Here is a 24,627-nt window from a genome sequence, read left to right as displayed (position 1 = left end):
CCCGGCTCAATCAGTTGAAACCGCTGGTGGAAATAAAATCGACGTCGGTTTTCGGTTCGGCTCGCATCAGTAGACCGATCACCTGCTCCAGCGTGCGTCCTTCGAACAGGATCGCGTGCAGCCCGGCGACCAGCGGCATGTACACGCCGACTTCCTGGGATTTGGCCTTGAGCACTTTCAGCGTGTTGACGCCTTCAGCAACTTCACCGAGGCGCGACACGGCTTCGTCGAGGCTCAAGCCCTGACCCAGCGCGAAACCGACTTGATAGTTGCGACTTTTTGGCGATGAGCAGGTCACGATCAGATCACCAACACCGGCCAGACCGAGAAAGGTCATCGGGTTGGCGCCCTGATTCACGGCAAAGCGGGTCATCTCGGCCAGCGCGCGGGTGATCAGCATGCTCTTGGTGTTCTCGCCCATCTCCAGCGCCACCGCCATGCCGGCGATGATCGCGTAAACGTTTTTCAACGCCCCGCCCAACTCGACGCCGAAACGGTCGGCGCTGGCATACACGCGGAAGGTGCGACCGTGCAGCGCGGCTTGCACGGCTTTACAGAGTTCTTCGTCTTCGCTGGCGACGACGGTGGCGGTCAGCGCGTGCTCGGCAATCTCGCGCGCCAGGTTCGGCCCGGACAACACGCCGATGCGCGCCTGCGGGGCGATCTCTTCGAGAATCTGGCTCATCAGTTTGAAAGTCTGCGCTTCGATGCCTTTGGTCAGGCTGACCAGCATCTTGCCGCTCAACCGCTCGGCGTGAGCGGCGAGCACCGTGCGCAGTGCGCTGGATGGCAGCGCGACAAAACACAAATCGCAGGCGTCGAGGGTTGCCTGCAGGTCGGTGACGGCGGTCACCCCCGGCAGAATCTTGATGCCTTTGAGGTAACGCGGGTTTTCGCGATTGACCCGGATGGCCTCGGCCTGCTCGGGGTCACGCATCCACTGCCGGACTTGATGGCCGTTCTCGGCCAAAAGGTTGGCCACGGCGGTACCAAAACTTCCGCCTCCCAGGACCGCAATCGGGCGCTGTTCAGTCATATGCAATCCGTTAATCCATACCAGTGGCGATGCCGGCATTATACGGGGCAGCCCACGCGCGGCCAGCCCCTGCATCAATTACCGACACTTGTAGGAAGAAGACCAACAAAACCTAGGAAAATGCCTGCAACGTGACTGGAAAAGTCGCTGTCCTCGGTTAACATGCGCGCCAATTCTTCGCTATCAAGGTTGTGTCGTGTCTTTTGGCTCTGCGTCCCCGCGTTCGTCCGTTTTACTGGCGCTGTTGTTCAGCCCGGTAGTGCTGGCGGACGACCTGTTCCTGGACAACGAAGCACTGCCGCAGGTGCTGACGGCCACGCGCCTGAAACAGACGCCGGCAGAAGTGCCGGGGAGCATGACCGTCATCGACAGCGAATTGATCAACGCCAGCGGCGCGCGCGACATCAGTGAACTGCTGCGGCTGGTGCCAGGGATGATGGTCGGCAACATCAGCGGCAATCAGGCGGCGGTCAATTACCACGGCACCAACGCCAGCGAAGCACGGCGCATGCAAGTGCTGATCGACGGCCGTTCGGTCTATCGCGCAGGCTTGTCCACGGTGGACTGGAGCGATATTCCGGTGGCCATGGAAGACATCGATCGCATCGAAGTCTTTCGCGGCCCGAACACCGTCAGTTATGGCGCCAACGCGTTGATGGCAGTGGTCAACATCATCACCCGCCACCCGGCGGACAGCCACGGCACGCGGATGAAGTACACCCGAGGCCAGCGCGGCATCAATGATTTCTATGCCAGCCAGGGCACTGGCTGGAATGGCGGTGATTTGCGCCTGTCGTTGTCTGGCCAGGAAGATGATGGCTTCGACAGCGATCGCAGCGGCGCCGATTACCGCGACAGTCGCCGCTTGAATCGCTTCAGTCTCGCGGTCAGCCACACGCTCAGCGACAACCAGAGCCTCGACTGGCAGGTCAACGCCAAGGACGGGACCAACCAGCGGCCGTACACCTACCGCCCGGTGTTCTCAGGGATTACCGACGCTGGGAACAATTCCGACGTGGTGGCCAAGGATTACGCCGGCTCGGTGCGCTGGAACCTCGACATCAACCCTGAACACAGCCTTTATATACAAGGCTCGGCGCAACACTGGGATCGTCAGCAAACCTGGCGCGCCTGCGATGCCGAGGTGTCATTCAGCCCCGAGCTGACGCAACTGTGGCAGCTCAACCCGAATTACACCGAGCGTCTGGCGCGCAATATCACGCAGTTCACCGGCCCCGGCGCGGCGCCCGGCACACCGCAGGAAATGGCCCTGGCCAATCAGGTGCTCGAGCAATGGCGCAACGGCGCGAGTCGAACCCTGTGCGGCGACATCGACCAGAGTGCCCGCGAATCGCGCTACGACCTCGAACTGCAGGACACCCTCAGCCTGTCCGACAGCCTGCGACTGGTCAGCGGCATGAACTACCGTTACGACCGCGCCGACTCCGAGACTTACTTCAATGGCACGCTGGACGACACCACCTGGCGCGCGTTCGGCCAACTGGAATGGCGCGCCACGGAACACTGGCTGTTGCAGGGCGGCGCGATGTTTGAAAACACGCAACTGACTGGCAGTTCGCTGACCCCGCGATTTGCCGTCAATTACCTGATCAACCCGCGCCACGGCCTGCGTGCGGTGTACTCGGAGGCTATCCGCTCGCCGGACATGTTCGAGAACAACGTCAACTGGAGCTATCAGGTCAGCAACCTGCGGCCCTCGGCCTACGGCCAGTCGTCGGCGCGCTACTTTGTCAAAACGCGTGGCCCGGGCGATCTCGATCAGGAACACATGCGCTCGCGCGAACTGGGTTACAACGGCTATTTCGCCGAGTTGGGCCTGGCCCTGGATGTGAAGCTGTTCTACGACGAGATCACCGGAATGATCAGTGAGCCGCTGCGCAACAACCAATACATCGCGAGCAACGCCAACAGCTCACGGTTTCGCGGTACGGAAACCCAGCTCGACTGGCGCGTGAGCCTCGCCGATCGCCTGCGCTTCACCTACGCCTTTGTCGATGCCGAGGCGAGTAACCCACTGGATCAGCAATTCACCTCGCGCAACAGCGGTTCGGCCGGCTGGCTGCGCGATTGGGGCCACGGCTGGAACAGCGCCCTCTTCTATTACGGCGACAACGCGCTCAACGGCTACCGTTTCGAACGCGTCGACACGCGCATCGCCAAACGCATTGCGCTGGGCAAAGCCCAACTGCAACTGGCCGGCGTGCTGCAACAGCGCCTCGATCATGAGCCGACCACTTTCGTCGACAACAATTACGACGAACGCCGGGTGATGTATTTCAGCGCCGAGCTGGAGTTCTAGGATGCACTACGGGCCGTCACGGAAGCTGCCAACCTTTGGCCACTGGCTGGCCGGGGTGTGTCTGTTTCTGACCGCATGGCTGCATGGCGTGGCGGTGCAGGCGGCCGATATTCTGTTGACCGGCGCCGAGGAAAGTCCTGGCGTGCAAGCGTTCGTGCAGGCACTCAGCGAATTGCGCCCGACCGACAACGTGCGTTTCCAGCCACTGGCCAGTCTGCCGGCACCGGGCAAACTGCCCGCCAGCCTGCGCCTGATTCTGCTCGACCTGCCGAGTCTCGACTGGCGTCTGCAAGAACCACAAGGCCCGGCGACACTGGTGCTGCGCATCAGTCGCCTGCAAGCTCGCCAGCGCCTGGGCAACGCGCAACCGGCGCATCTGAGTTTGCTCTGGAGTGATCCGCCGCTGAGCCGACAGTTGCAGTTGATCCGGCGCATTTTGCCCCAGGCCCGGCGGATCGGCGTGCTGTTCGATCAGCACAGTGAATTCCTCCTCAAGGAACTGAATCTCGCCGCCGCGCCGCTGAACCTGCAAGTCGTCAGCCAGCGCTGGGACAACACCCACGACAGCCGCCCGCTGCAAACCGTGCTGAAAAACAGCGACGTGCTGCTCGGGCTCGACGACCCCGATCTGTACAACCCGAAAACCGCGAAAAACCTGCTGCTCAGCAGTTACTCACGGCAAGTCGCACTGGTCGGCCCCAACGTCGCGTTCGTTCGCGCCGGCAGCCTGGCCAGTACGTACAGCGATCAGAACGACTGGCTGGCGATGCTCGATCAATTGCTCGACCAACCGCCGGCCACTTGGCCGCGAACCCTCTACCCCGCACGTTTCAAAGTCTCAAGTAATGCGCAGGTCGCTCGTTCACTGGGTATCGAACCGTTGAATGAAGCGTCTGTCGCCAGCGCGCTGGCTGAAGGAGAACACCGCCCATGAGTTTCCGTCGCCGTTGGGACATCAATACCCGCACCCAGCTGATCAGCCTGGGCCCGGCGTTGTTGCTGACCCTGCTGTTGATCAGTTTTTTCACCTTCGTGCGCATTCAGGATTTGCGTCAGGAGTTGAACCACACCGGCCAACTGATCGCCAACCAACTGGCGCCCGCCACCGAATACGGGGTGATTTCCGGCAACAACGAAGTGTTGGAGAGCCTGCTCAAGGCCACACTGGCCACGCCCAATGTGCGTTTTCTTGAAGTGCAGGACAGCGCCAACCGGATTCTGGTCTACGTCGAACAACCCGCGGCGGCGCACGGTCGACCGCATCAGGTCGAAGTATTCCAGGCACCGGTGCGCCTGCAACGCATCGCCCTGCACAATGATTTCTTCCAGGACGGCAAGGTCAGCAATAGCGGGGCCAGCGAAGATTATCTGGGCCGGGTGATCGTCGGTCTGTCCAACGATGCCTTCAGTCAGCGCCAGCAGGAAATCCTGTTCAAGGCCGCAATCCTCGCGCTGTTCGCCCTGCTCTTCACGTTTGTGTTGGCGCGGCGCCTGGCCGGCAGCTTGTCGCAGCCGATCCGCGATATCGGTGACGCGGTGAAGGCCATTCAGGACGGCGACTACAAAACGCCGCTACCGATCGTCGATGACACCGAACTCGGCGCGCTGTCGCAGCACATCAACAACCTCGCCCAGGCGCTGGAACAAGCCAGCCGTGAGCAACATCAAGCCATGGCGCAACTGATCCAGACCCGCGAGGAAGCGGAAAAGGCCAACAACGCCAAGTCCGACTTTCTGGCGATGATGAGCCATGAACTGCGCACCCCCATGAACGGTGTGCTGGGCATGCTGCAATTGCTGGAAACCACCGAGATGACCGAGGAGCAGGTCGAGTACGCCGCCCTCGCCTCGGAGTCCACCGAACACCTGCTGAAAGTCATCAACGATATTCTCGACTTCTCGCGCATCGAACGTTCCGAGCTGGAACTGGAGCACATCCCGTTCAACCTCGCTGAACTGATCGGCGCCTGCGCGCAGTCGTTCCAGCACAGCGCAGTGCAACGCGGCCTGGCTTTGAATCTGCGCATCCCGGACGACATGCGCGGTTTGCAGGTGCAGGGCGATCCGACGCGGATCCGGCAGATTCTGGTCAACCTCGTCGGCAATGCGCTGAAGTTTACCGAGCAGGGTCGCGTCAGCATCGAGGCGCAGTGGCAGTCGCTGGATCACGAATTGTTGTGGTTCACCTGCTCGGTGCGCGACAGCGGCATCGGTATTTCGTCAGAAAGCCTGGAGCTGATGTTCAACGCCTTCCAGCAGGCCGACAGCTCGATTTCGCGGCGTTACGGCGGCACCGGTCTCGGTTTGCCGATCGCCCGTACACTGGCCGAACGCATGGGTGGCACCTTGCGCGCGCAGAGCGAAGAAGGTCGTGGCTCGGTGTTCACCCTGGAAATTCCGCTGGCCCTGTATAAGCAGGCGCTGCCGGCACTGACCGCGCCTCGAGCACTGAACGGCAAGGGCCATGGCGAAGGGCGCAATGTCTTGCTGGTCGAAGACAACCCGGTGAATCAGACCGTGATTGAAGCGATGCTGCGCAGTCTGGGCTTTACTGTCAGTGTTGCCAGCGATGGCGCACAAGCCGTGCGCAGCGCCGAGGGCAGCGACTTCGAAGTGATTCTGATGGATTGCCGCTTGCCGATTATCGATGGCTACGAAGCGACACGGCAGATCCGTCTTCTGCCGGGTCGCAGCGAAGTGCCGATCATCGCCCTGACGGCCAACGCCTTGCAGGGTGACCGCGAAACCTGTCTGTCGGCGGGCATGAACGATTATTTGGCGAAGCCGTTCAAACGTAATGATCTGCAGCAGATTCTGCAGCGCTGGGTGTCGTAGTGTGGGCCTTTCGACCATCTGCGACTGGCATGAAAAGCGAAAGTGCGGCAGTCTTAGGCACCCGAACGAGCCTCAAAAGGGGCTTGAATAAAAATTTCAGTGCACAAGTGTACATTCATGTCCTTGGTGCTGTGACTTTCACCACAACGCAATAGTCTATGAGTAGGCTGCCGGTTCGAGGCATGAACGCTTCGAACGGTCGGGAAGATTTGCCCCACCTGCCGCATGGGATTATTGAGGAGCTCGCATGACCAAACAAAACGCCTTTACTCGGGAAGATCTGCTGCGCTGCAGTCGCGGTGAGCTGTTCGGCCCAGGTAACGCGCAACTGCCCGCCCCGAACATGCTGATGGTCGATCGCATCACCCTGATCAGCGAAGAAGGTGGCAAGTACGGCAAAGGTGAATTGGTCGCCGAGCTGGATATCAACCCTGACCTGTGGTTCTTCGCGTGCCATTTCGAAGGTGATCCGGTGATGCCGGGCTGCCTGGGTCTGGACGCCATGTGGCAACTGGTCGGTTTCTTCCTGGGCTGGCAAGGTCTGCCGGGCCGTGGCCGTGCGCTGGGTTCGGGCGAAGTGAAATTCTTCGGTCAAGTGCTGCCGACCGCCAAGAAAGTCACCTACAACATTCATATCAAACGCGTCCTTAAGGGCAAGCTGAACCTGGCCATCGCCGATGGTTCGGTGACTGTCGACGGTCGCGAAATCTACACCGCCGAAGGCCTTCGCGTCGGCGTGTTCACCTCCACTGACAACTTCTAAGGGTTATTCGCATGCGCCGCGTCGTTATCACTGGTCTGGGCATTGTTTCGTGCCTGGGCAATGACAAAGAGACCGTCTCCGCTAACCTGCGTGCAAGCCGCCCTGGCATCCGGTTCAACCCGGAATATGCCGAAATGGGTCTGCGTAGCCAGGTTTCCGGCTCCATCGACCTCAACCTTGAAGAGCTGATCGATCGCAAGATCTATCGCTTCGTCGGCCACGCAGCGGCTTACGCTTACCTGGCCATGAAAGACGCTATCGCTGACTCCGGCCTGACCGAAGAGCAAGTGTCCAACCCGCGTACCGGCCTGATCGCTGGTTCCGGTGGTGCTTCCACGCTGAACCAGATGGAAGCGCTGGACATCCTGCGCGAGAAAGGCGTGAAACGCGTTGGCCCATACCGTGTAACGCGGACCATGAGCAGCACCGTTTCCGCTTGCCTGGCCACGCCATTCAAGATCAAGGGCCTGAACTACTCCATCGCTTCTGCCTGCGCCACCAGTGCTCACTGCATCGGTACGGCCATGGAACAGATCCAGATGGGCAAGCAGGACATCGTCTTCGCCGGTGGCGGTGAAGAAGAGCACTGGAGCCAATCGTTCCTGTTCGACGCCATGGGCGCGCTGTCCAGCAAGCGTAACGACACCCCGGAACAGGCTTCACGTGCCTACGACGCTGATCGTGACGGTTTCGTCATCGCTGGCGGTGGCGGCATGGTCGTGGTTGAAGAGCTGGAACACGCTCTGGCCCGTGGCGCCAAGATCTACGCGGAAATCGTTGGCTACGGCGCCACGTCCGACGGCTACGACATGGTTGCCCCAAGTGGCGAAGGCGCGATCCGCTGCATGCAGATGGCGATGTCCACCGTTGATACCCCGATCGACTACCTGAACACCCACGGCACTTCGACTCCGGTCGGCGACGTCGCGGAAATGAAAGGTGTGCGTGAAGTGTTCGGCGACAAGGCACCTGCGATCAGCTCGACCAAGAGCCTGTCCGGTCACTCCCTGGGCGCTGCCGGCGTTCACGAAGCGATCTACTGCATGCTGATGATGGAAGGCAACTTCATTGCCGGTTCCGCCAACATCGACGAGCTGGACCCTGAAGTGGCCGATCTGCCGGTGCTGACCAAGACCCGCGAGAACGCCACCATCAACACCGTGATGAGCAACAGCTTCGGCTTCGGCGGCACCAACGCCACGCTGGTACTGAAGCGCTGGGAAGGCAAGTAATTCCCCCCGCTTGAGCCACACACAAAAACGCCCCGACTGGTTCGGGGCGTTTTTTTTCGCCTGCAGAAAATAGCCGGAACACCGCTGATCCCTGTGGGAGCTGGCTTGCCAGCGATAGCGGAGTGTCAGGCAACGAAGATGCTTGCTGTGCCGACGTCATCGCTGGCAAGCCAGCTCCCACAGGGATCCAGAGCGTTCTGGAGATGAAACTTCTGTCATGAAACTTACCGCCCTGCGACCGAATGTCGCGGATTACGCGGGCTGCAGCACTGTTGCAAAAAACGCAACAACACCTTGCACAAATCAGCCGTTTACTTAGCAGGCTAACAAATTCTATAACAGAGTCCTGCACACGCCTTGCTGCAGATAACTTGAGATTTGGAGCTAGCAGATGACTGTAAAAGTAACTGAACGCGACGATTCACACATGTCCCACGAAGGCGTAGCCGCCGGTATCCGCATCTGGGATGTGCATCAACAAGACTTGCTGGTCGGCATGTTCCACAACGAGATCGATGCCCACAACTACAAGGCCGAACTGGAAGTGCAAGAACAGCAGCGGGATCTGAAATCCGCCTGATTCAACCACAGCATTGAAAACGACAAACCCCGCCATGAGCGGGGTTTGTCGTTGTTACAGCTTTATCGATTTACCACATCAGATCATCAGGGATCTGATACGCCGCGTAAGGATCGTCCTCGGTGCTGACCTCTTCAGTCTGCACGTTGAGCTGGACGATACGCTGCGGATCGCGCTCCTGGATCTTCAGGGCCGCTTCACGCGGGATGACTTCGTAGCCGCCGGCATGGTGCACGATCGCCAGCGAACCGCTGCTGAGCTTGTTGCGCATCAGCGTGTTGACCGAGATGCGCTTGACCTTCTTGTCGTCGACGAAGTTGTAGTAATCCTCGGTGGTCAGCTTCGGCAAACGCGAGACTTCGATCAGTTGCTTGACCTGCGCTGCACGCGCCTTGGCCTCGGCTTTCTCTTTCTGCTGGCGGTTCAACTCCTGGTCACGCTTGACCTTCTCGGCCATGGCTTCCTGAGCCGCGCGCTGCTGCGAGTCATCCAGTTCGATCTGGCCTTTGTGCGCCAGACGTTGCTGCTTCTGCTTGTCCTTGCTGACCTGCTTGGCCTGCTTTTGATTGACCAGTCCTGCTTTGAGCAACTGGTCGCGAAGGGAAATACTCATGGTGCTTACTCACTTGGGCAGTGGCTCAGCCGCAGCCGGGCAAATTCTTTTCCTGACGTTTGGCTTCACCCCACAGGGCGTCCAACTCTTCGAGGGTGCAATCTTCTATGGGACGGTGGGTGTCGCGCAATGCCTGTTCGATAAATCGGAAACGTCTTTCGAACTTGCCGTTGGCGCCACGCAGCGCGGTTTCCGGGTCAACCTTCAAGTGCCGGGCCAGGTTGACCACGGAAAACAGCAAGTCGCCGATCTCGTCAGCCACGGCGACGGGATCGTTTTCGGACATGGCTTCGAGGACTTCGTCGAGTTCTTCGCGCACCTTATCGAGCACCGGCAAGGCATCCGGCCAGTCGAAACCGACCTGGCCGGCGCGCTTCTGCAATTTGGCCGAACGCGACAGCGCCGGCAACGTGGCCGGCACATCATCAAGCAATGACAGTTGCTCGGGCGCGGCAGATTTCTCCGCACGCTCCTCTGCCTTGATCTCTTCCCAGCGCTGTTTGACCTGTTCCTCGCTCAAGCGCGGCACGTCGAGCGGTGCATACAGATCGCCCGTTGGAAAGACATGAGGATGACGACGAATCAGTTTACGGGTGATGCTGTCGATCACCCCGGCAAATTCGAAGCGCCCTTCTTCCTTGGCCAACTGGCTGTAATACACCACTTGAAACAACAGATCGCCCAACTCCCCCTGCAAATGATCGAAGTCGCCACGTTCGATGGCATCGGCCACTTCGTAGGCTTCTTCGAGGGTGTGCGGAACGATGGTCGCGTAGGTTTGCTTGATGTCCCACGGGCAACCGTACTGAGGATCGCGCAGACGGTTCATGAGGTGGAGCAGGTCTTCAAGGCTGTACATCATTTAGCTGTCTCACCACAAAACCCTGTGGGAGTGAGCCTGCTCGCGATCGCGGTGTATCAGCCACCATTAATGTTGACTGACACTCCCTCATCGCGAGCAGGCTCACTCCTACATTGGTCATCTTCAGGGCGTACGGTTACGCCGCGTTTCGATGATGTTCGGCAACTGCGATATGCGCCCGAGCAAGCGCCCCAGCGCATCCAGCCCCGGGATCTCGATGGTCAGGGACATCAGCGCGGTGTTGTCTTCCTTGTTCGAGCGGGTATTGACCGCCAGCACGTTGATGCGCTCGTTGAGCAGCACCTGCGAGACGTCACGCAGCAGACCGGAGCGGTCGTAGGCGCGGATGACGATGTCCACCGGGTAGGTGAGCACCGGCACCGGGCCCCAGCTGACCTGAATGATCCGCTCCGGCTCGCGCCCGCCCAGTTGCAGCACCGAGGCGCAGTCCTGACGGTGAATGCTCACGCCACGGCCCTGGGTGATGTAACCGACGATCGCGTCGCCCGGCAGTGGCTGGCAGCAGCCGGCCATCTGCGTCATCAGGTTGCCGACGCCCTGGATCTGAATGTCGCCGCGTTTGCCCGGTTTGTAGCCGGTGGCTTTGCGCGGAATCAGTTCCAGCTGTTCGTTACCGCGTTCCGGCTCGACCAGTTGCTGCGCCAGGTTGACCAGTTGCGCCAGACGCAGGTCGCCGGCACCGAGGGCGGCGAACATGTCTTCGGCGGTTTTCATGTTGGCCTTGTCGGCCAGCTTGTCGAAGTCCACCGCAGGCAGACCGAGGCGCGTCAGTTCGCGTTCGATCAGGGTTTTACCGGCGGCAACGTTCTGGTCGCGCGCCTGTAGCTTGAACCAGTGAACGATCTTCGCCCGCGCCCGCGAGGTGGTGACGTACCCGAGGTTGGAGTTCAGCCAGTCGCGGCTCGGCGTACCGTGCTTGCTGGTGATGATCTCGACCTGCTCACCGGTCTGCAGGCTGTAGTTGAGCGGCACGATGCGCCCGTTGATCTTCGCGCCACGGCAGTTGTGGCCTATTTCGGTGTGCACGCGGTAAGCGAAGTCCAGCGGCGTCGCGCCTTTTGGCAAGTCGATGGCGTGACCGTCGGGGGTGAAGATGTAGACTCGGTCCGGCTCGATGTCGACGCGCAGCTGTTCGGCCAGGCCACCGATGTCACCCAGTTCTTCATGCCACTCGAGGACCTGACGCAGCCAGGAGATTTTCTCTTCGTAATGGTTCGAGCCGGATTTGACGTCGGTGCCTTTGTAACGCCAATGCGCGCAGACGCCGAGTTCGGCTTCTTCGTGCATCGAATGCGTACGGATCTGCACCTCAAGCACTTTACCCTCAGGGCCGATCACCGCCGTGTGCAACGAGCGGTAGCCGTTCTCTTTCGGGTTGGCGATATAGTCGTCGAACTCTTTCGGGATGTGCCGCCACAAGGTGTGGACGATACCCAGCGCGGTGTAGCAGTCGCGCATTTCCGGGACCAGCACGCGCACCGCGCGCACGTCGTAGATCTGGCTGAATTCCAGACCCTTGCGCTGCATTTTGCGCCAGATCGAATAGATGTGTTTGGCCCGGCCGCTGATGTCGGCATCGACGCCGGTGGCCTGCAATTCATCCTTGAGCTGGGTCATCACGTCGGCGATGAAACGCTCGCGATCAAGCCGTCGCTCGTGGAGCAACTTGGCAATCTGTTTGTATTGATCAGGTTCGAGATAGCGGAAGGACAAGTCCTCCAGTTCCCATTTGATATGACCGATGCCGAGGCGGTGCGCGAGCGGCGCATAGATATCGAACACTTCGCGGGCGACACGGTTACGTTTTTCATCGTCGGCGGTTTTCACCGCGCGAATGGCGCAGGTTCGTTCGGCCAGTTTGATCAGCGCAACACGGACATCGTCGACCATCGCCACGAGCATCTTGCGCAGGTTTTCCACCTGCCCCTGCGTGCCCATGACCATCGACTGACGCGGACTGAGGCTGGCGCTGATAGCGGCCATGCGCTGCACGCCGTCGATCAGTTTGGCCACCACCGGGCCGAAGCGCTGACCGACGGCCGCCAGTTCGATCTGGCCTTCGCGTACACCGCGATACAGGACCGCCGCGACCAGAGAATCCTGATCGAGCTTGAGGTCGGCGAGAATCTCGGCGATTTCCAGGCCGGTACTGAAACTACCGGAGCCTTCGGCCCACAGATTCTTCTTGGCATTGGACTGTTGTTCGGCCTCGCGAGCGAACTCGCAGGCTTCTTTCAAGGCTTCGCGATCCAGTGCCAGATCGACACTGACCGCGTGATCGAGCCAAGCCTCGAGATTGATACTGCCGTCAGTGTTGATCGGCTGGTGTGCTCTCACCTGTACCATGTTGCTTTACCTTCCCTACGACGCAGATTCAATGCGTCAAATCGCTGACCTTCAGTGCCCATTCGCGCTCGCGGGGCTAAAGCGAGCGCTGCGCGGACAGGTCAGACGGATTCAGACGAGCCATCCTGGCTCGCTTCAAATAACGCCATGGCCTCGACATGTGCCGTCTGAGGAAACATATCGAGAATCCCGGCACGTTTTAACCGGTAGCCCTGCTTGATCAATTCGACCGTGTCGCGCGCCAGAGTTGCAGGGTTGCACGACACATACACCAACCGTTTGGCACCCAGGGTCGCCAGCTTGCGAACCACCTCGAAAGCACCGTCACGCGGTGGGTCCAAGAGTACCGCAGAAAAGCCGTTTCCGATCCACTGGGCATCGGTCAAAGGCTGGGATAAATCGGCTTGAAAAAACTTTGTGTTATGCAAATTGTTACTAGCGGCGTTGGCTTCGGCGCGATCGACCATGGTCTGCACACCTTCGACTGCCACCACTTCGCGCACGGCTTTGGCCAGCGGCAAAGCAAAGTTGCCCAAGCCGCAGAACAGATCCAGCACACGTTCATCGCTACCCGGTTTCAGCCAGTCCAGCGCCTGCGCCACCATCGCTTCGTTGACGCCAGCGTTGACCTGGACGAAGTCGCCCGGCCGGTAAGCCAGATCCAGATCCCACTGTTCCAGGCGATAGCCCAGCGACTGGGTCGCATCGACCGGTTGCGGCTCGCCTTCGCCATGCAGCCACAACTGCGCTTCATGGAATTGGCAGAAATCCTTGAGGATCGTCAGATCCGCTTCGGACAACGGCGCCATGTGCCGCAGCAACACCGCCAGTGACGAGCCACTGAACAACTCGACATGCCCCAGCGCCTGCGGTTTGCTCAAACGACGAAGCATCTCCGGCAAACGGGTCATGATCGGTTGCAAGGGCTGTACCAGCACCGGACATTCGCTGATCGCGACGATGTCCTGACTGCCGGCGGCGCGGAAACCGACTTCGAGTTTCTTCGCCTTCATGTCCCAGCGCACGGCGATGCGGGCGCGACGGCGATAGCCGAATTCAGGTCCGGTCAGCGGTGCTGCCCATTCTTCAGGTTCGACACCGGCGACACGCGACAATTGCTCGGCGAGCATGCGCTGTTTCAGGGCAAGCTGTTCGTTGTGAGGCAAATGCTGGACGCTGCAACCGCCGCAACGGCCGGCGTGCTGGCAGGGTGCCGGGCGGCGCAGCTCGCTGGCCTTGAACACGCGTTCGGTGCGCGCTTCGACCACTTTGCCGTGGGCGCCGAGCACCCGCGCTTCGACCTCTTCACCGGCAAGGGCGCCGAGGACGAACCAGGTCTTGCCTTCGAAAAACGCGATGCCGCGACCGTCATTGGCCAGGCGCTCGATGCTCAAGCGCTGCTTTTTGCCGGTCGGGATTTGCGCGGCCTTGCTGCCGCCCGTGGGCTGGAAGCGCAGGCCTCTCTCGTGCTTGGCCATCAGTTGGGCGCGTCGAAAATGCCGGTCGACAGGTAACGGTCGCCACGGTCGCAGATGATCGCGACGATCACCGCGTTTTCAACTTCTTTGGACAGGCGCAGCATCGCTGCCACCGCACCGCCCGAGGACACGCCGCAGAAGATGCCTTCTTCGCGGGCCAGACGCCGGGTGACGTCCTCGGCTTCGCTTTGCGCCATGTCGACGATACGGTCAACGCGATCGGCCTGATAGATCTTCGGCAGGTATTCCTGCGGCCAGCGACGGATGCCCGGAATGGCCGAGCCTTCCATCGGCTGCAGTCCGACGATCTGCACCTTGTCGCTCTGCTCTTTCAAGTAGCGCGACACGCCCATGATGGTGCCGGTGGTGCCCATCGAGCTGACGAAATGAGTGATGGTGCCCTGGGTCTGACGCCAGATTTCCGGACCTGTGGTGGTGTAATGCGCTTCAGGATTGTCGCCATTGGCGAACTGATCGAGCACCTTGCCACGGCCTTCGGCTTCCATACGCTGGGCGAGGTCGCGGGCGCCTTCCATGCCTTCTTCCTGGCTGACCAGAATCAGCTCGGCACCGTACGCGGTCATTGCCGCTTTACGTTCGGCGCTGGAGTTGTCCGGCATGATCAGGATCATTTTGTAACCCTTGATCGCGGCCGCCATGGCCAGCGCGATCCCGGTGTTACCCGAGGTCGCTTCGATCAGCGTATCACCGGCATGAATCTGCCCGCGCAACTCGGCGCGAGTGATCATCGACAACGCCGGACGGTCCTTGACCGAACCCGCCGGGTTATTCCCTTCGAGCTTGAGCAATAGGGTGTTGCTGGTAGCACCGGGCAGGCGCTGCAAACGCACCAGCGGCGTGTTGCCGACGCAATCGGCGATGGTTGGGTACTGCAGGGTCATGGCGTATTCGCAATCCAGACGTGCGGGGGCGCCTATCATACCGGCAAACCCGCGCAGGCCATATCACGCAAAGTGCGGTGCTTATGGTTTATGGGAATAAGGGATTGAAAGTCGCACCAGTGGTGCGACTTTTGCGGTGGGTCATCTTAATTGGCGGTGATGCGTGTGGCCTCTTCGCGAGCAGGCTCGCTCCCACAGGGAGTAGTGTCATTCGCAGAATAGTGTCAGCAGTGATGACACTATTAACTGTTGATCACACGATCTGCGGCGAACCGAGTTCCAATGTGGGAGCGAGCCTGCTCGCGAAGGCGTCAGGCGGCGCGAAATCACCCTCAGCGACCAACCGCAAATTCAACCGCAACCCCGCCCCGCTGTTCTCCGCCCAAATACTTCCGCCCTGACGCTGCACGGCATTGCGCGCGATGCTCAGCCCCAAGCCAAATCCACCGTCCCCGGGCCGCGAGCCGTCGAGGCGGGTGAACGGTGAAAAGATCCGTTGCAGATCCCCTTCCGCTACGCCGCCGCCCTGATCTTCCAGCCACAGATGCCAGTAATCACCATCGCGCCGTCCATCAAGACGCACGATCCCGCTCGGCGGCGAATGCCGAATCGCGTTACGCAGAATGTTCTCCAGCGCCTGCGCCAGCGTATTCAGGTTGCCACGCACCCAGCATGAGGCCTCGACCGCGCACTGCAATTGCAGACTCGGCCAGCCGCTTTCATAACAGGCATTGTCGGTGAGCATTTCCCACAGCGCCTGGATCTGAATCGCCTCGTCGGGCAATGGCGAGCGCTCGGTATCGAGCCAGGCCAGTTGCAGGGTGTCTTCGACCAAGCGTTGCATACCGTCGACTTCACGACCTATGCGCTCACGCAGTTGCAGCAGACCTTGTTCGCTTTCACTGGCGACCCGCAAGCGGCTCAGCGGTGTGCGCAATTCGTGGGACAGGTCGCGCAGCAATTGCTGTTGCAGGGCGACGGTCGATTGCAAGCGTTCGGACATCGAGTCGAATGCCCGCGCAAGCTCACCGAGTTCATCCGGCCGTTGGGTGATGCCGCTCGACAGCCGTACATTCAACTGGTCGGCGCGCCAGGCGTTGGCCTGTTCGCGCAGGTTGTTCAGCGGCACGACCAGCAAGCGGTACAGACCGACACACAGCAATAACGTGAACAACCCGGGAATCACGCCGTTGGTGATGACGCGCCAGAACACCCGGTACTTGCCCGGAACAAATCGTTCGGGCAATTCGATCACCAGGCTGCCGGCAGACGGCTCTTTGGGGAAAGGAATGCGCAACCACGGCCGCCCCTGTTTGTGAATCGGCCAGTCGAGACCGCGCAGGAAGGTCAGGCGCTGCAATTCCTGATCATTGAGCGGATCATTGCCCAGCGACTGCAAATTGCCGCCGATCACACCGACCCAACTGGCTTCGCGCAATTCCATGCTCTGCAACCAGTCATCAACACCGCTGCGTCCACCATGCTGCCACGCCTGTTCCGCTTGCGCGGCATAACGAGTGAGCGTGCCGCGCGCTTCGTCGGAGAGGAACTGGTTGCGCTCCTCCATGTAACGCCCCCACGACCAGCTCAGCCAGATCATCAGCAGACAGAAGGCCACCAGCAGAAACGCCAGTTTCCAGAACAGCGAATGCCGCCCCGGCAGTTCAGAGCGTTTCATCGGCGGCGCTCAATACGTAGCCCTTGCCCCAGACAGTCCGCACTTCACGCTCGGTGTAACCGATGGCTTTCAGTTTGCGGCGGATCTGGCTGATGTGCATATCAAGACTGCGGTCGTGGGCCGCGTAGCCGCGCTGCAAAACGTGCTGATAAAGGAAGGCTTTGCTCAGCACTTCCTCGTCATTGCGATTGAGGGTTTCCAGCAAACGGTATTCGCTACGGGTCAGCCCGGCGGCTTGCTCGCGGAAAAACACATCGCACTGTTCGTCGTCGAACCGCAGCGTACCGGCCGCCACGGGCACCGCGGGGGCGGCCGGGCGCCGATCCAGGGCAACCCGGCGCAGGATCGCTTCGATGCGCACATGCAACTCGGCCATGCTGAACGGTTTGGGCAAATAGTCGTCGGCCCCCAGACGGAAACCACTGATACGATCCGCCTCGGCGCCGAGGGCCGACATCAGCAGCACCGGCGTCGAATGGCTCTGGCGCAATTGCGTCAACACATTCAAACCGTCCATGCCTGGCAACAGGATATCCATCAGCACCACGTCGAACGGCTGGCGTTTGGCGATGCTCAGGCCTTCCTGGCCGTTCTGGCACCAGGTCACCTGAAAGCCGCTGCGGCCCAGATGTTCGTGAACATAGGCGCCGAGCACCGGATCGTCTTCGATGGAGAGAATGCGTGGCTGGCCAGCGGAAACAGGAGTCATGAGTATCTGCAAGTAATTCTCAGTTGAGACTGATTATTCAAGATTGCCGGGGATCGGGCAACTCAAGGTTGGTCCAGCCGACAAACGAACAGCGGCGCCCTGCCCCACCACGAGTGTATTTTTCCGGAGATTGCCTGCGAGCAAATCGCTACACTGCGCCCATGCCGCGTGCCGGATGCACGCATGAGTCAACAGATCAGCGGGATGCAGGAGATAGGCGTGCTCAAGAAACTGGGAATCAAAGGTCGCGTGTTGTTGCTGACCTTGTTGCCGACCAGCCTGATGGCGCTGGTGCTGGGTGGTTATTTCACCTGGACGCAGCAGTCCGACTTGCAGAGCCAATTGATGCAACGCGGCGAAATGATCGCCGAGCAACTGGCGCCGCTGGTGGCACCCGCCATGGGGCACGGCAATAGCGATCTGCTTGAACGCATCGCCACCCAGTCTCTTGAACAACCGGACGTGCGCGCGGTGACCTTCCTCGCCCCGGACCGCTCGCCGCTGGCCCATGCCGGGCCGACCATGCTCAATCAGGCGCCGAGCGGCGACAGCGCGCATTTGCAACGGCGCAGCGGCAATGACGCGACGCGTTACCTGATGCCGGTGTTCGGCAAACACCGCAACCTCGCCGGTGAACTGATCCCGGACGAATCCGACCGACTGCTCGGCTGGGTCGAATTGGAGCTGTCGCACAACGGCATGCTGCTGCGCGGTTATCGCAGCCTGTTCGCCAGCCTGTTGCTGATTGCCGCCGGTCTGGCGGGCGCGGCATTGCTGGCGTTACGCATGGGCCGCACCATCAACCGTCCGCTGAGCCAGATCAAGCAAGCCGTCGCGCAACTCAAGGACGGCCATCTGGAAACGCGTTTGCCGCCGCTCGGCAGTCAGGAGCTGGACGAACTGGCGTCGGGCATCAACCGCATGGCCGGCACCCTGCAAAACGCCCGCGAAGAACTGCAGCACAGTGTCGATCAGGCCACCGAAGACGTCCGGCAGAATCTGGAAACCATCGAGATCCAGAACATCGAACTGGACTTGGCGCGCAAAGAAGCGCTGGAAGCCAGCCGGATCAAATCCGAATTCCTCGCCAACATGAGCCACGAGATCCGCACGCCGCTCAATGGCATTCTCGGCTTCACCCACCTGTTGCAGAAAAGTGAACTGACCCCGCGCCAGCTCGATTATCTGGGCACCATCGAAAAGTCTGCCGACAGCCTGCTGGGGATCATCAACGAGATCCTCGACTTCTCGAAAATCGAGGCCGGCAAACTGGTACTCGACCACATTCCGTTCAACCTGCGCGACCTGCTACAGGACACCCTGACCATCCTCGCCCCGGCCGCACACGCCAAGCAGTTGGAGCTGGTCAGTCTGGTCTATCGCGACACGCCGCTGTCGCTGGTCGGTGACCCGCTGCGTCTGAAGCAGATCCTCACCAACCTGGTCAGCAACGCCATCAAGTTCACCCGCGAAGGCACCATCGTCGCCAGGGCGATGCTTGAAGAGGAACACGAAGACAGCGTGCAACTGCGCATCAGCATTCAGGACACTGGCATCGGCCTGTCGAATCAGGATGTGCGCGCGTTGTTCCAGGCGTTCAGTCAGGCCGACAACTCGCTGTCGCGGCAACCGGGTGGCACCGGTCTGGGGCTGGTGATTTCCAAACGCCTGATCGAACAGATGGGCGGCGAAATCGGCGTCGACAGCACGCCGGGCGAAGGCTCGGAATTCTGGATCAGCCTGAGCCTGCCGAAAACCCGTGACGACGCCGAAGATTTGCCGGCCGCGCCGTTGCTCGGGCGCCGCGTGGCGGTGCTGGAAAATCACGAACTGGCACGTCAGGCCTTGCAGCACCAACTGGAAGACTGTGGCCTCGATGTCACGCCGTTCAACACCCTCGAAAGTTTGACCAACGGCGTCACCGGCGCGCACCAGACCGATCAGGCGATCGATCTGGCGGTCATCGGCATCACCAGCAACGACATGCTGCCCGAGCGTTTGAATCAGCACATCTGGGACCTCGAACACCTCGGCTGCAAAGTGCTGGTGCTGTGCCCGACCACCGAACAGACGCTGTTCCATCTGTCGGTGCCGAACCCGCACAGCCAACTGCAAGCGAAACCGGCCTGCACACGTAAATTGCGCCGAGCCCTGGCCGATCTGGTCAACCCGCGCCAGCCGCGCAATGAGCCAGGCGAACCGCTGTCGAGCCGCGCGCCGAAAGTGCTCTGTGTCGACGACAACCCGGCCAACCTGCTGCTGGTGCAAACCCTGCTCGAAGACATGGGCGCCAAGGTACTTGCGGTGGAAAGCGGCTACGCGGCGGTCAAAGCGGTGCAGAGCGAATCGTTCGATCTGGTGTTGATGGACGTGCAGATGCCAGGCATGGACGGCCGCCAGAGCACCGAAACCATTCGCCAGTGGGAAAGCGAGCGACACTGCACGCCGCTGCCGATCGTCGCCCTCACCGCCCACGCCATGGCCAACGAAAAACGCGCGCTGCTGCAAAGCGGCATGGATGACTACCTGACCAAGCCGATCAGCGAGCGGCAACTGGCGCAGGTGGTGCTGAAGTGGACCGGCCTGGCCTTGCGCAATCAAGGGCCGGAACGGATCAGCGACAGCGCGGCGGGCAATAACGAACTGCCGGTGCTTGATCACGAGGAAGGCTTGCGCCTGGCTGCCGGCAAGGCTGACTTGGCGGCGGACATGCTGGCCATGTTGCTCGCCTCACTGGAAGCCGACCGCGAAGCCATCCGCGCGGCGTGCGAAAACCGCGACCAGAACGCATTGATCGAGCGCGTCCATCGCCTGCACGGTGCCACCCGTTATTGCGGCGTACCGCAATTGCGCGCGGCCTGCCAGCGCAGCGAAACCCTGCTCAAGCAGGACGACCCCAAGGCTGTGGCAGCGCTGGAAGAACTGGAGCGCGCGATCAACCGGCTCGCGGCGCAAGCGAAGATCAGCGCCTGATCCACAGCAATGCCGGCCAACACCGGCAGCGCTAAAGTGGGATCGGGTGATTCAATCCGTGTCGATGTTCCAGGAGGATTTCATGCGCACGCTCGTTTTCAGTAGCCAGACCTACGACCGCGACAGCTTCCTCGCCGCCGATTGCCCGGCGGGTATCGAGCTGCACTTTCAACCGGCCCGGCTCAGCCTCGATACGGCAGCACTGGCCGACAAACACCAAGTGGTCTGTGCGTTTATCAATGATGATCTCAGCGCTGCGGTGCTGGAACGTCTGGCCGCGGGCGGCACGCGCCTGATTGCCCTACGCTCGGCGGGTTACAACCATGTCGATCTGGCCGCGGCGAAACGTCTCGGACTGGCCGTGGTGCGCGTGCCGGCCTACTCGCCGCATGCGGTGGCCGAACACGCCGTGGCGCTGATCCTGGCCCTCAACCGTCGTCTGCACCGTGCCTATAACCGCACCCGTGAAGGCGATTTCAGCCTGCATGGCCTGACCGGTTTCGACCTGGTCGGCAAAACCGTGGGAATTGTCGGCACCGGCCAGATCGGCGCCACGTTCGCCAAAATCATGCACGGCTTCGGCTGTGAGCTGCTGGCTTACGATCCTTTCCCCAACCCGGAGGTGCTGGCGTTGGGTGCGCGTTATCTGAGCCTGCCGGAACTGCTCGCGCAGTCGCGGATCATCAGCCTGCACTGCCCGCTCAACGAGCAGAGCAAACACCTGATCAACCGCGACTCGCTGGCGCACATGCAGGCCGGCGCCATGCTGATCAATACCGGCCGTGGTGGCCTGGTCGACACACCGGCACTGATCGATGCATTGAAGGACGGCCAGCTCGGCTATCTGGGGCTGGATGTTTATGAGGAAGAGGCACAACTGTTTTTCGAGGATCGCTCCGACCTGCCCCTGCAGGACGATGTGCTGGCGCGCCTGCTGACCTTTCCCAACGTGATCATCACCGCGCATCAGGCGTTTCTGACCCGCGAAGCACTGGGTGCGATTGCTGCAACCACCCTGCACAACATCGCGACCTGGGTGGCGGGAACGCCACAGAACCAGGTCGAGGGTTGAAATTTTTTCCGCTTACTTGGGTGAAAGCGAAGTCGCCAGAATCAGCATCGCCAGCCAGCCGAAGCCAAAAAAGCGCTGTTTCATCGAGTGGCCGTAGCGCAGCAGGAACCAGACGAAAAACATCGGCAGCAGGAAGATCATGATCTTCAGCCAGCCTTCCACCGGGCGACTGCCGTCGGCATTGGTCTGCTCAGTGGCCGGTTGCTCGGTGGGCTGCTGGCGCCGACGCCGCGCTGCGGCCGGCATCACTTTCGGCAAAGGTTGCGGCTCAGGCGCTGGAGCACTGACTTCGGGCACAGCCTTGTTACGCGGCAGACTGCCGAACGAGATTGTCGCAGCCTGAACAGGCGCGGCTACGGTTTGCGCGTGTACTGCTTGCTCCGCCATTGGAGCCCCGCAATGAATGCACGCGTTGGCTTCGGAGCTGATGCTCTTCTTGCATTCATAACATTCGATCAGCGCCATGTTCCGTTCCTTCAGATTCGAGGCCGGCAGTTTGCCATGAGCGTCGTTGCATTTGAACCGGATCGAAGGTCGCACGCGCGCATCATTCTGCAATCAAGCCCGTGCTAGCATGTCGCGCATATTTGGAGGACCCATGGTCGAACACGATTTCCGCTACACCCTGATGAACCCGCAACACACCCTCACCGAATGCCGCGCCCTCGTCCCGGGCCGCTATCAGGTCACCGGCAATGGTGGCTCGATTCGCATCGGTGACGCGCTGTTGGTCACCCTCAAAGGCAGCAAGGACTTGTCCATGCGCCTGACCGTTGAAACCGTCCGCCACCTGATCAATCCGCCGGGCCAATGGACCGCGATGACCACAGGCCCGGTGTTCGGTGAACTGGCGATCCACACCTGGCAGGTCAACTGCGACAGCTGTGCCAAAGAGCTGAGCTTCGAATTCGCCGTGGACGCCAAACTCGGTAAAACCGCCGAAAAACCGGCAGCCACCGCGCGCATCGCCGAGCTGGGCTGGAAAGCCGTTGGCGACAAGCATTTGTGCCCGAAATGCCAGGTGTCGGCATGATCAAACGCCTTGCCCTGACCGCGCTGGTCGGTGCCGGCCTGGTGGGCTGTGCCGCAGAACCTGTGCAACTGCAACAGAACCGCAGCTACATTCTGGAGTGGATCGGTGAGCGGCCGTTGATGGATTACAGCCATCTGACCGTGACCCTTGGCGATGATGGCCGCGCCTACGGCAACGGTGGCTGCAACCATTGGTTCGCGCCGTACACGCTGGACGGTGACAAGCTGACTTTCGGCAAGATCGGCAAGACCCGCAAGCTTTGTGCACCAGCGCTGATGGAGCAGGAACAACGCTTCCTGCAGGCGCTGGAGCATGTCGAGCGCTGGGACATCTCGCCGATCGAGCAGATGCGCTTCTGGCCGGCGGAAGGCAAGCCGTTGCGTTGGTGGCTGGAAGAGGGTTGATTGGCTAGACCGCCGATACCCTCACCTAGCCCTCTCCCAGAGGGAAAGGGGACTGATTGGGGGATATTGGAGAGGTACGCCGACTTGAACGAGTGCAACTGAATCCATAATCGACTGGGTCTTGCTTTGGCGAATCTACAATCGACTCGATCTCTCAGGTCGATGTACCTCGCCGGACACCTCGGTCGGCCCCCTCTCCCTCTGGGAGAGGGCTGGGGTGAGGGTTGCTCTTTAGCGGCAACTCACTTGGTCGCCTGCAACGCCTCAAGCTTGGCCATCACCCCCGCCGCCGTCTGCTCGCCCATCAACTGTTCCCGCACCTTACCCTTGTTGTCGATGATGTACGTCACCGGCAGCGCTTCACTGCGCGGCAACTCGAACAGTTCCGCCGGATCCTGCGCCAGCACGGTGAACTTGATGCCCAGCTTTTCGCTGGCGTCTTTCAGCTCCACGCCCTGCACATTGTCGAAGTTCACCCCGAACACGCCGACGTTCTTGCTCTTCAGCTCATCCGCCAAATGATTGAGTTCCGGGATTTCGGTCCGGCACGGACCACACCATTCGGCCCAGTAGTTCAGCACTACCCATTGTTTGTCCAGACGCTCCGACGCAACCTTCTGGCCGTTCTGGTCGATACCGTAATCATTGCCGCAGCCCCCCAGCATCAACGCCCCGATTATCGTCAATGCCGCTGCCAATCGCCGTGTCATGTCGTGTTCCTTGTGAAAATTTGAAGGCGCCTGCGACCCATTGCCTCCGAAGGTTCTGGATTGCGCGCTGCACAGTTAGAATAGCCGCCACTTTACGCCAGAAGCGACCCGCCATGACCGATCTGACGCTTTATCACAATCCGCGCTGCTCGAAATCCCGCGGCGCGCTGGAGCTTCTTGAAGCCCGCGGCCTGACCCCGAACGTCGTGCGTTACCTCGAAACCCCGCTGAATGCCGCGCAAATCAAGGCCCTGCTCGGCAAGCTCGGGATCAGCGCGCGTCAGTTGCTGCGCACCGGGGAAGATGAATACAAAATGCTTCAGCTGGCTGACGAAAGCCTCAGCGAAGCGCAATTGATCGACGCCATCGCTCAGCACCCGAAACTGATGGAGCGGCCGATTCTCGAAGTCGGCGACAAAGCCGTGATCGGTCGTCCGCCGGAAAATGTGCTGGAGTTGTTGCCGTGAGCGCGCCGTACATTCTGGTGCTGTATTACAGCCGCAACGGCTCGACCAATGAAATGGCCCGGCAGATTGCCCGAGGTGTCGAGCAGGCGGGTCTCGAAGCACGCTTGCGTACGGTGCCAGCCATTTCCACCGAGTGCGAAGCGGTGTCGTCGGACATCCCGGACGAAGGCGCGTTGTATGCCACGCTCGATGACCTGAAGAACTGCGCGGGTTTGGCCCTCGGCAGTCCGACACGCTTTGGCAACATGGCCGCGCCGCTGAAATACTTCCTCGATGGCACCAGCAACCTCTGGCTGACCGGCGCCCTCGTCGGCAAACCGGCGGGTGTATTCACCTCCACCGCCAGCCTGCACGGCGGTCAGGAAACCACCTTGCTGTCGATGATGCTGCCACTGCTGCACCACGGCATGCTCATCACCGGCCTGCCGTACAGCGAATCGGCGTTGCTCGAAACCCAGGGCGGCGGTACGCCTTACGGTGCCAGTCATCACGCTGGGGCTGACGGCAAAAGTGCTCTCGATCAGCATGAAGTGGCGCTGTGTCGCGCGCTGGGTCTGCGGCTGGCGAAAACCGCTCAGAAACTGGTGGGCTGA

At 60.7% G+C, this 24,627-nt stretch carries 22 protein-coding genes; 12 read left to right on the top strand and 10 right to left on the bottom strand.

Annotated elements, in window-relative coordinates; genetic code table 11:
- Positions 1-10 precede the first annotated feature (10 nt).
- Positions 11-1,036, bottom strand: a complete 1,026-nt coding sequence (locus ACM6JQ_RS23455; protein WP_095114424.1) for an NAD(P)H-dependent glycerol-3-phosphate dehydrogenase — start codon at positions 1,034-1,036, stop codon at positions 11-13.
- Positions 1,037-1,232: 196 nt separating this feature from the next.
- Between ACM6JQ_RS23455 and ACM6JQ_RS23450 the strand changes: the two genes are divergently transcribed.
- From ACM6JQ_RS23450 to ACM6JQ_RS23425, 6 genes are all read left to right on the top strand, one after another.
- Positions 1,233-3,356, top strand: coding sequence for a TonB-dependent receptor plug domain-containing protein (locus tag ACM6JQ_RS23450; RefSeq protein ID WP_414894747.1), 2,124 nt, complete (start codon positions 1,233-1,235; stop codon positions 3,354-3,356).
- A 1-nt stretch (position 3,357) separates the two neighbouring features.
- Positions 3,358-4,290 (top strand): ABC transporter substrate-binding protein, encoded by a 933-nt coding sequence (locus ACM6JQ_RS23445; protein ID WP_007917470.1) that lies wholly within the window; start codon positions 3,358-3,360, stop codon positions 4,288-4,290.
- A complete protein-coding gene (locus tag ACM6JQ_RS23440) occupies positions 4,287-6,191 on the top strand; it encodes an ATP-binding protein (RefSeq protein WP_123376383.1) in 1,905 nt (634 codons plus the stop codon). The genes ACM6JQ_RS23445 and ACM6JQ_RS23440 overlap by 4 nt, the downstream gene beginning before the upstream one ends.
- 247 nt (positions 6,192-6,438) lie before the next feature.
- Positions 6,439-6,954, top strand: coding sequence for a 3-hydroxyacyl-[acyl-carrier-protein] dehydratase FabA (gene fabA / locus ACM6JQ_RS23435; protein WP_003227150.1), 516 nt, complete (start codon positions 6,439-6,441; stop codon positions 6,952-6,954).
- A gap of 11 nt (positions 6,955-6,965) precedes the next feature.
- A complete protein-coding gene (gene fabB / locus ACM6JQ_RS23430; RefSeq protein WP_003227152.1) occupies positions 6,966-8,186 on the top strand; it encodes a beta-ketoacyl-ACP synthase I in 1,221 nt (406 codons plus the stop codon).
- 391 nt (positions 8,187-8,577) lie between these two features.
- Entirely contained in the window at positions 8,578-8,766 is a 189-nt protein-coding gene (locus tag ACM6JQ_RS23425) for a hypothetical protein (RefSeq protein WP_007917473.1), read from the top strand.
- A gap of 70 nt (positions 8,767-8,836) precedes the next feature.
- On the opposite strand, the gene ACM6JQ_RS23420 is transcribed toward ACM6JQ_RS23425, so the two are convergent.
- From ACM6JQ_RS23420 to ACM6JQ_RS23390, 7 genes are all read right to left on the bottom strand, one after another.
- Complete coding sequence (locus ACM6JQ_RS23420; RefSeq protein ID WP_016987455.1) at positions 8,837-9,379, bottom strand: DUF2058 domain-containing protein; 543 nt, start codon at positions 9,377-9,379, stop codon at positions 8,837-8,839.
- Between the two features lie 25 nt (positions 9,380-9,404).
- Positions 9,405-10,238, bottom strand: a complete 834-nt coding sequence (gene mazG, locus ACM6JQ_RS23415) for a nucleoside triphosphate pyrophosphohydrolase (RefSeq protein ID WP_007917475.1) — start codon at positions 10,236-10,238, stop codon at positions 9,405-9,407.
- A gap of 126 nt (positions 10,239-10,364) precedes the next feature.
- A complete protein-coding gene (gene relA / locus ACM6JQ_RS23410) occupies positions 10,365-12,608 on the bottom strand; it encodes a GTP diphosphokinase (RefSeq protein WP_007917476.1) in 2,244 nt (747 codons plus the stop codon).
- 101 nt (positions 12,609-12,709) lie between these two features.
- Entirely contained in the window at positions 12,710-14,086 is a 1,377-nt protein-coding gene (gene rlmD / locus ACM6JQ_RS23405; RefSeq protein WP_007917478.1) for a 23S rRNA (uracil(1939)-C(5))-methyltransferase RlmD, read from the bottom strand.
- Complete coding sequence (gene cysM / locus ACM6JQ_RS23400) at positions 14,086-14,988, bottom strand: cysteine synthase CysM (protein WP_042705044.1); 903 nt, start codon at positions 14,986-14,988, stop codon at positions 14,086-14,088. Before cysM ends, rlmD begins: the two co-directional genes overlap by 1 nt.
- Before the next feature lie 253 nt (positions 14,989-15,241).
- A complete protein-coding gene (locus ACM6JQ_RS23395; protein ID WP_414894746.1) occupies positions 15,242-16,666 on the bottom strand; it encodes a histidine kinase sensor domain-containing protein in 1,425 nt (474 codons plus the stop codon).
- Positions 16,653-17,375 (bottom strand): response regulator transcription factor, encoded by a 723-nt coding sequence (locus ACM6JQ_RS23390; protein WP_414894745.1) that lies wholly within the window; start codon positions 17,373-17,375, stop codon positions 16,653-16,655. Before ACM6JQ_RS23390 ends, ACM6JQ_RS23395 begins: the two co-directional genes overlap by 14 nt.
- Before the next feature lie 219 nt (positions 17,376-17,594).
- On the opposite strand from ACM6JQ_RS23390, the gene ACM6JQ_RS23385 reads away from it, so the two are divergent.
- Both ACM6JQ_RS23385 and ACM6JQ_RS23380 read left to right on the top strand, forming a co-directional pair.
- On the top strand, positions 17,595-20,348 hold the full coding sequence (locus ACM6JQ_RS23385; RefSeq protein ID WP_095114444.1) for a response regulator: 2,754 nt from the start codon (positions 17,595-17,597) through the stop codon (positions 20,346-20,348).
- Between the two features lie 82 nt (positions 20,349-20,430).
- Complete coding sequence (locus ACM6JQ_RS23380; protein ID WP_007917488.1) at positions 20,431-21,420, top strand: 2-hydroxyacid dehydrogenase; 990 nt, start codon at positions 20,431-20,433, stop codon at positions 21,418-21,420.
- 12 nt (positions 21,421-21,432) lie between these two features.
- Here the strand turns inward: ACM6JQ_RS23380 and ACM6JQ_RS23375 are convergent, their stop codons facing one another.
- Positions 21,433-21,885 (bottom strand): hypothetical protein, encoded by a 453-nt coding sequence (locus ACM6JQ_RS23375; RefSeq protein ID WP_007917490.1) that lies wholly within the window; start codon positions 21,883-21,885, stop codon positions 21,433-21,435.
- A 133-nt stretch (positions 21,886-22,018) separates the two neighbouring features.
- Between ACM6JQ_RS23375 and ACM6JQ_RS23370 the strand changes: the two genes are divergently transcribed.
- Both ACM6JQ_RS23370 and ACM6JQ_RS23365 read left to right on the top strand, forming a co-directional pair.
- Entirely contained in the window at positions 22,019-22,453 is a 435-nt protein-coding gene (locus ACM6JQ_RS23370; protein ID WP_007917492.1) for a hypothetical protein, read from the top strand.
- Positions 22,453-22,857, top strand: coding sequence for an META domain-containing protein (locus ACM6JQ_RS23365; protein WP_042705045.1), 405 nt, complete (start codon positions 22,453-22,455; stop codon positions 22,855-22,857). The genes ACM6JQ_RS23370 and ACM6JQ_RS23365 overlap by 1 nt, the downstream gene beginning before the upstream one ends.
- 242 nt (positions 22,858-23,099) lie before the next feature.
- On the opposite strand, the gene ACM6JQ_RS23360 is transcribed toward ACM6JQ_RS23365, so the two are convergent.
- Positions 23,100-23,567 (bottom strand): TlpA disulfide reductase family protein, encoded by a 468-nt coding sequence (locus ACM6JQ_RS23360; protein ID WP_007917494.1) that lies wholly within the window; start codon positions 23,565-23,567, stop codon positions 23,100-23,102.
- A gap of 113 nt (positions 23,568-23,680) precedes the next feature.
- Here ACM6JQ_RS23360 and arsC point away from each other — a divergent pair, with 113 nt between their 5' ends.
- A complete protein-coding gene (gene arsC / locus ACM6JQ_RS23355) occupies positions 23,681-24,034 on the top strand; it encodes an arsenate reductase (glutaredoxin) (protein WP_007968707.1) in 354 nt (117 codons plus the stop codon).
- A complete protein-coding gene (wrbA, locus tag ACM6JQ_RS23350; RefSeq protein ID WP_414894744.1) occupies positions 24,031-24,627 on the top strand; it encodes an NAD(P)H:quinone oxidoreductase in 597 nt (198 codons plus the stop codon). Before arsC ends, wrbA begins: the two co-directional genes overlap by 4 nt.

Source organism: Pseudomonas sp. IT-232MI5, from assembly GCF_949767845.1.
Classification (GTDB): domain Bacteria; phylum Pseudomonadota; class Gammaproteobacteria; order Pseudomonadales; family Pseudomonadaceae; genus Aquipseudomonas.
The sequence above is the reverse complement of the archived record's forward strand: the minus strand, read 5'-3'. Positions and strand labels throughout refer to the sequence as shown.

Bases quoted from the DNA above. Each gene is read 5' to 3' on its own strand.
- ACM6JQ_RS23455 (WP_095114424.1), bottom strand. From the start codon at position 1,036: ATGACTGAACAGCGCCCGATTGCGGTCCTGGGAGGCGGAAGTTTTGGT.
- ACM6JQ_RS23445 (WP_007917470.1), top strand. From the start codon at position 3,358: ATGCACTACGGGCCGTCACGGAAGCTGCCAACCTTTGGCCACTGGCTG.
- ACM6JQ_RS23440 (WP_123376383.1), top strand. From the start codon at position 4,287: ATGAGTTTCCGTCGCCGTTGGGACATCAATACCCGCACCCAGCTGATC.
- fabA (WP_003227150.1), top strand. From the start codon at position 6,439: ATGACCAAACAAAACGCCTTTACTCGGGAAGATCTGCTGCGCTGCAGT.
- fabB (WP_003227152.1), top strand. From the start codon at position 6,966: ATGCGCCGCGTCGTTATCACTGGTCTGGGCATTGTTTCGTGCCTGGGC.
- ACM6JQ_RS23425 (WP_007917473.1), top strand. From the start codon at position 8,578: ATGACTGTAAAAGTAACTGAACGCGACGATTCACACATGTCCCACGAA.
- ACM6JQ_RS23420 (WP_016987455.1), bottom strand. From the start codon at position 9,379: ATGAGTATTTCCCTTCGCGACCAGTTGCTCAAAGCAGGACTGGTCAAT.
- mazG (WP_007917475.1), bottom strand. From the start codon at position 10,238: ATGTACAGCCTTGAAGACCTGCTCCACCTCATGAACCGTCTGCGCGAT.
- relA (WP_007917476.1), bottom strand. From the start codon at position 12,608: ATGGTACAGGTGAGAGCACACCAGCCGATCAACACTGACGGCAGTATC.
- rlmD (WP_007917478.1), bottom strand. From the start codon at position 14,086: ATGGCCAAGCACGAGAGAGGCCTGCGCTTCCAGCCCACGGGCGGCAGC.
- cysM (WP_042705044.1), bottom strand. From the start codon at position 14,988: ATGACCCTGCAGTACCCAACCATCGCCGATTGCGTCGGCAACACGCCG.
- ACM6JQ_RS23395 (WP_414894746.1), bottom strand. From the start codon at position 16,666: ATGAAACGCTCTGAACTGCCGGGGCGGCATTCGCTGTTCTGGAAACTG.
- ACM6JQ_RS23390 (WP_414894745.1), bottom strand. From the start codon at position 17,375: ATGACTCCTGTTTCCGCTGGCCAGCCACGCATTCTCTCCATCGAAGAC.
- ACM6JQ_RS23380 (WP_007917488.1), top strand. From the start codon at position 20,431: ATGCGCACGCTCGTTTTCAGTAGCCAGACCTACGACCGCGACAGCTTC.
- ACM6JQ_RS23375 (WP_007917490.1), bottom strand. From the start codon at position 21,885: ATGGCGCTGATCGAATGTTATGAATGCAAGAAGAGCATCAGCTCCGAA.
- ACM6JQ_RS23370 (WP_007917492.1), top strand. From the start codon at position 22,019: ATGGTCGAACACGATTTCCGCTACACCCTGATGAACCCGCAACACACC.
- ACM6JQ_RS23360 (WP_007917494.1), bottom strand. From the start codon at position 23,567: ATGACACGGCGATTGGCAGCGGCATTGACGATAATCGGGGCGTTGATG.
- arsC (WP_007968707.1), top strand. From the start codon at position 23,681: ATGACCGATCTGACGCTTTATCACAATCCGCGCTGCTCGAAATCCCGC.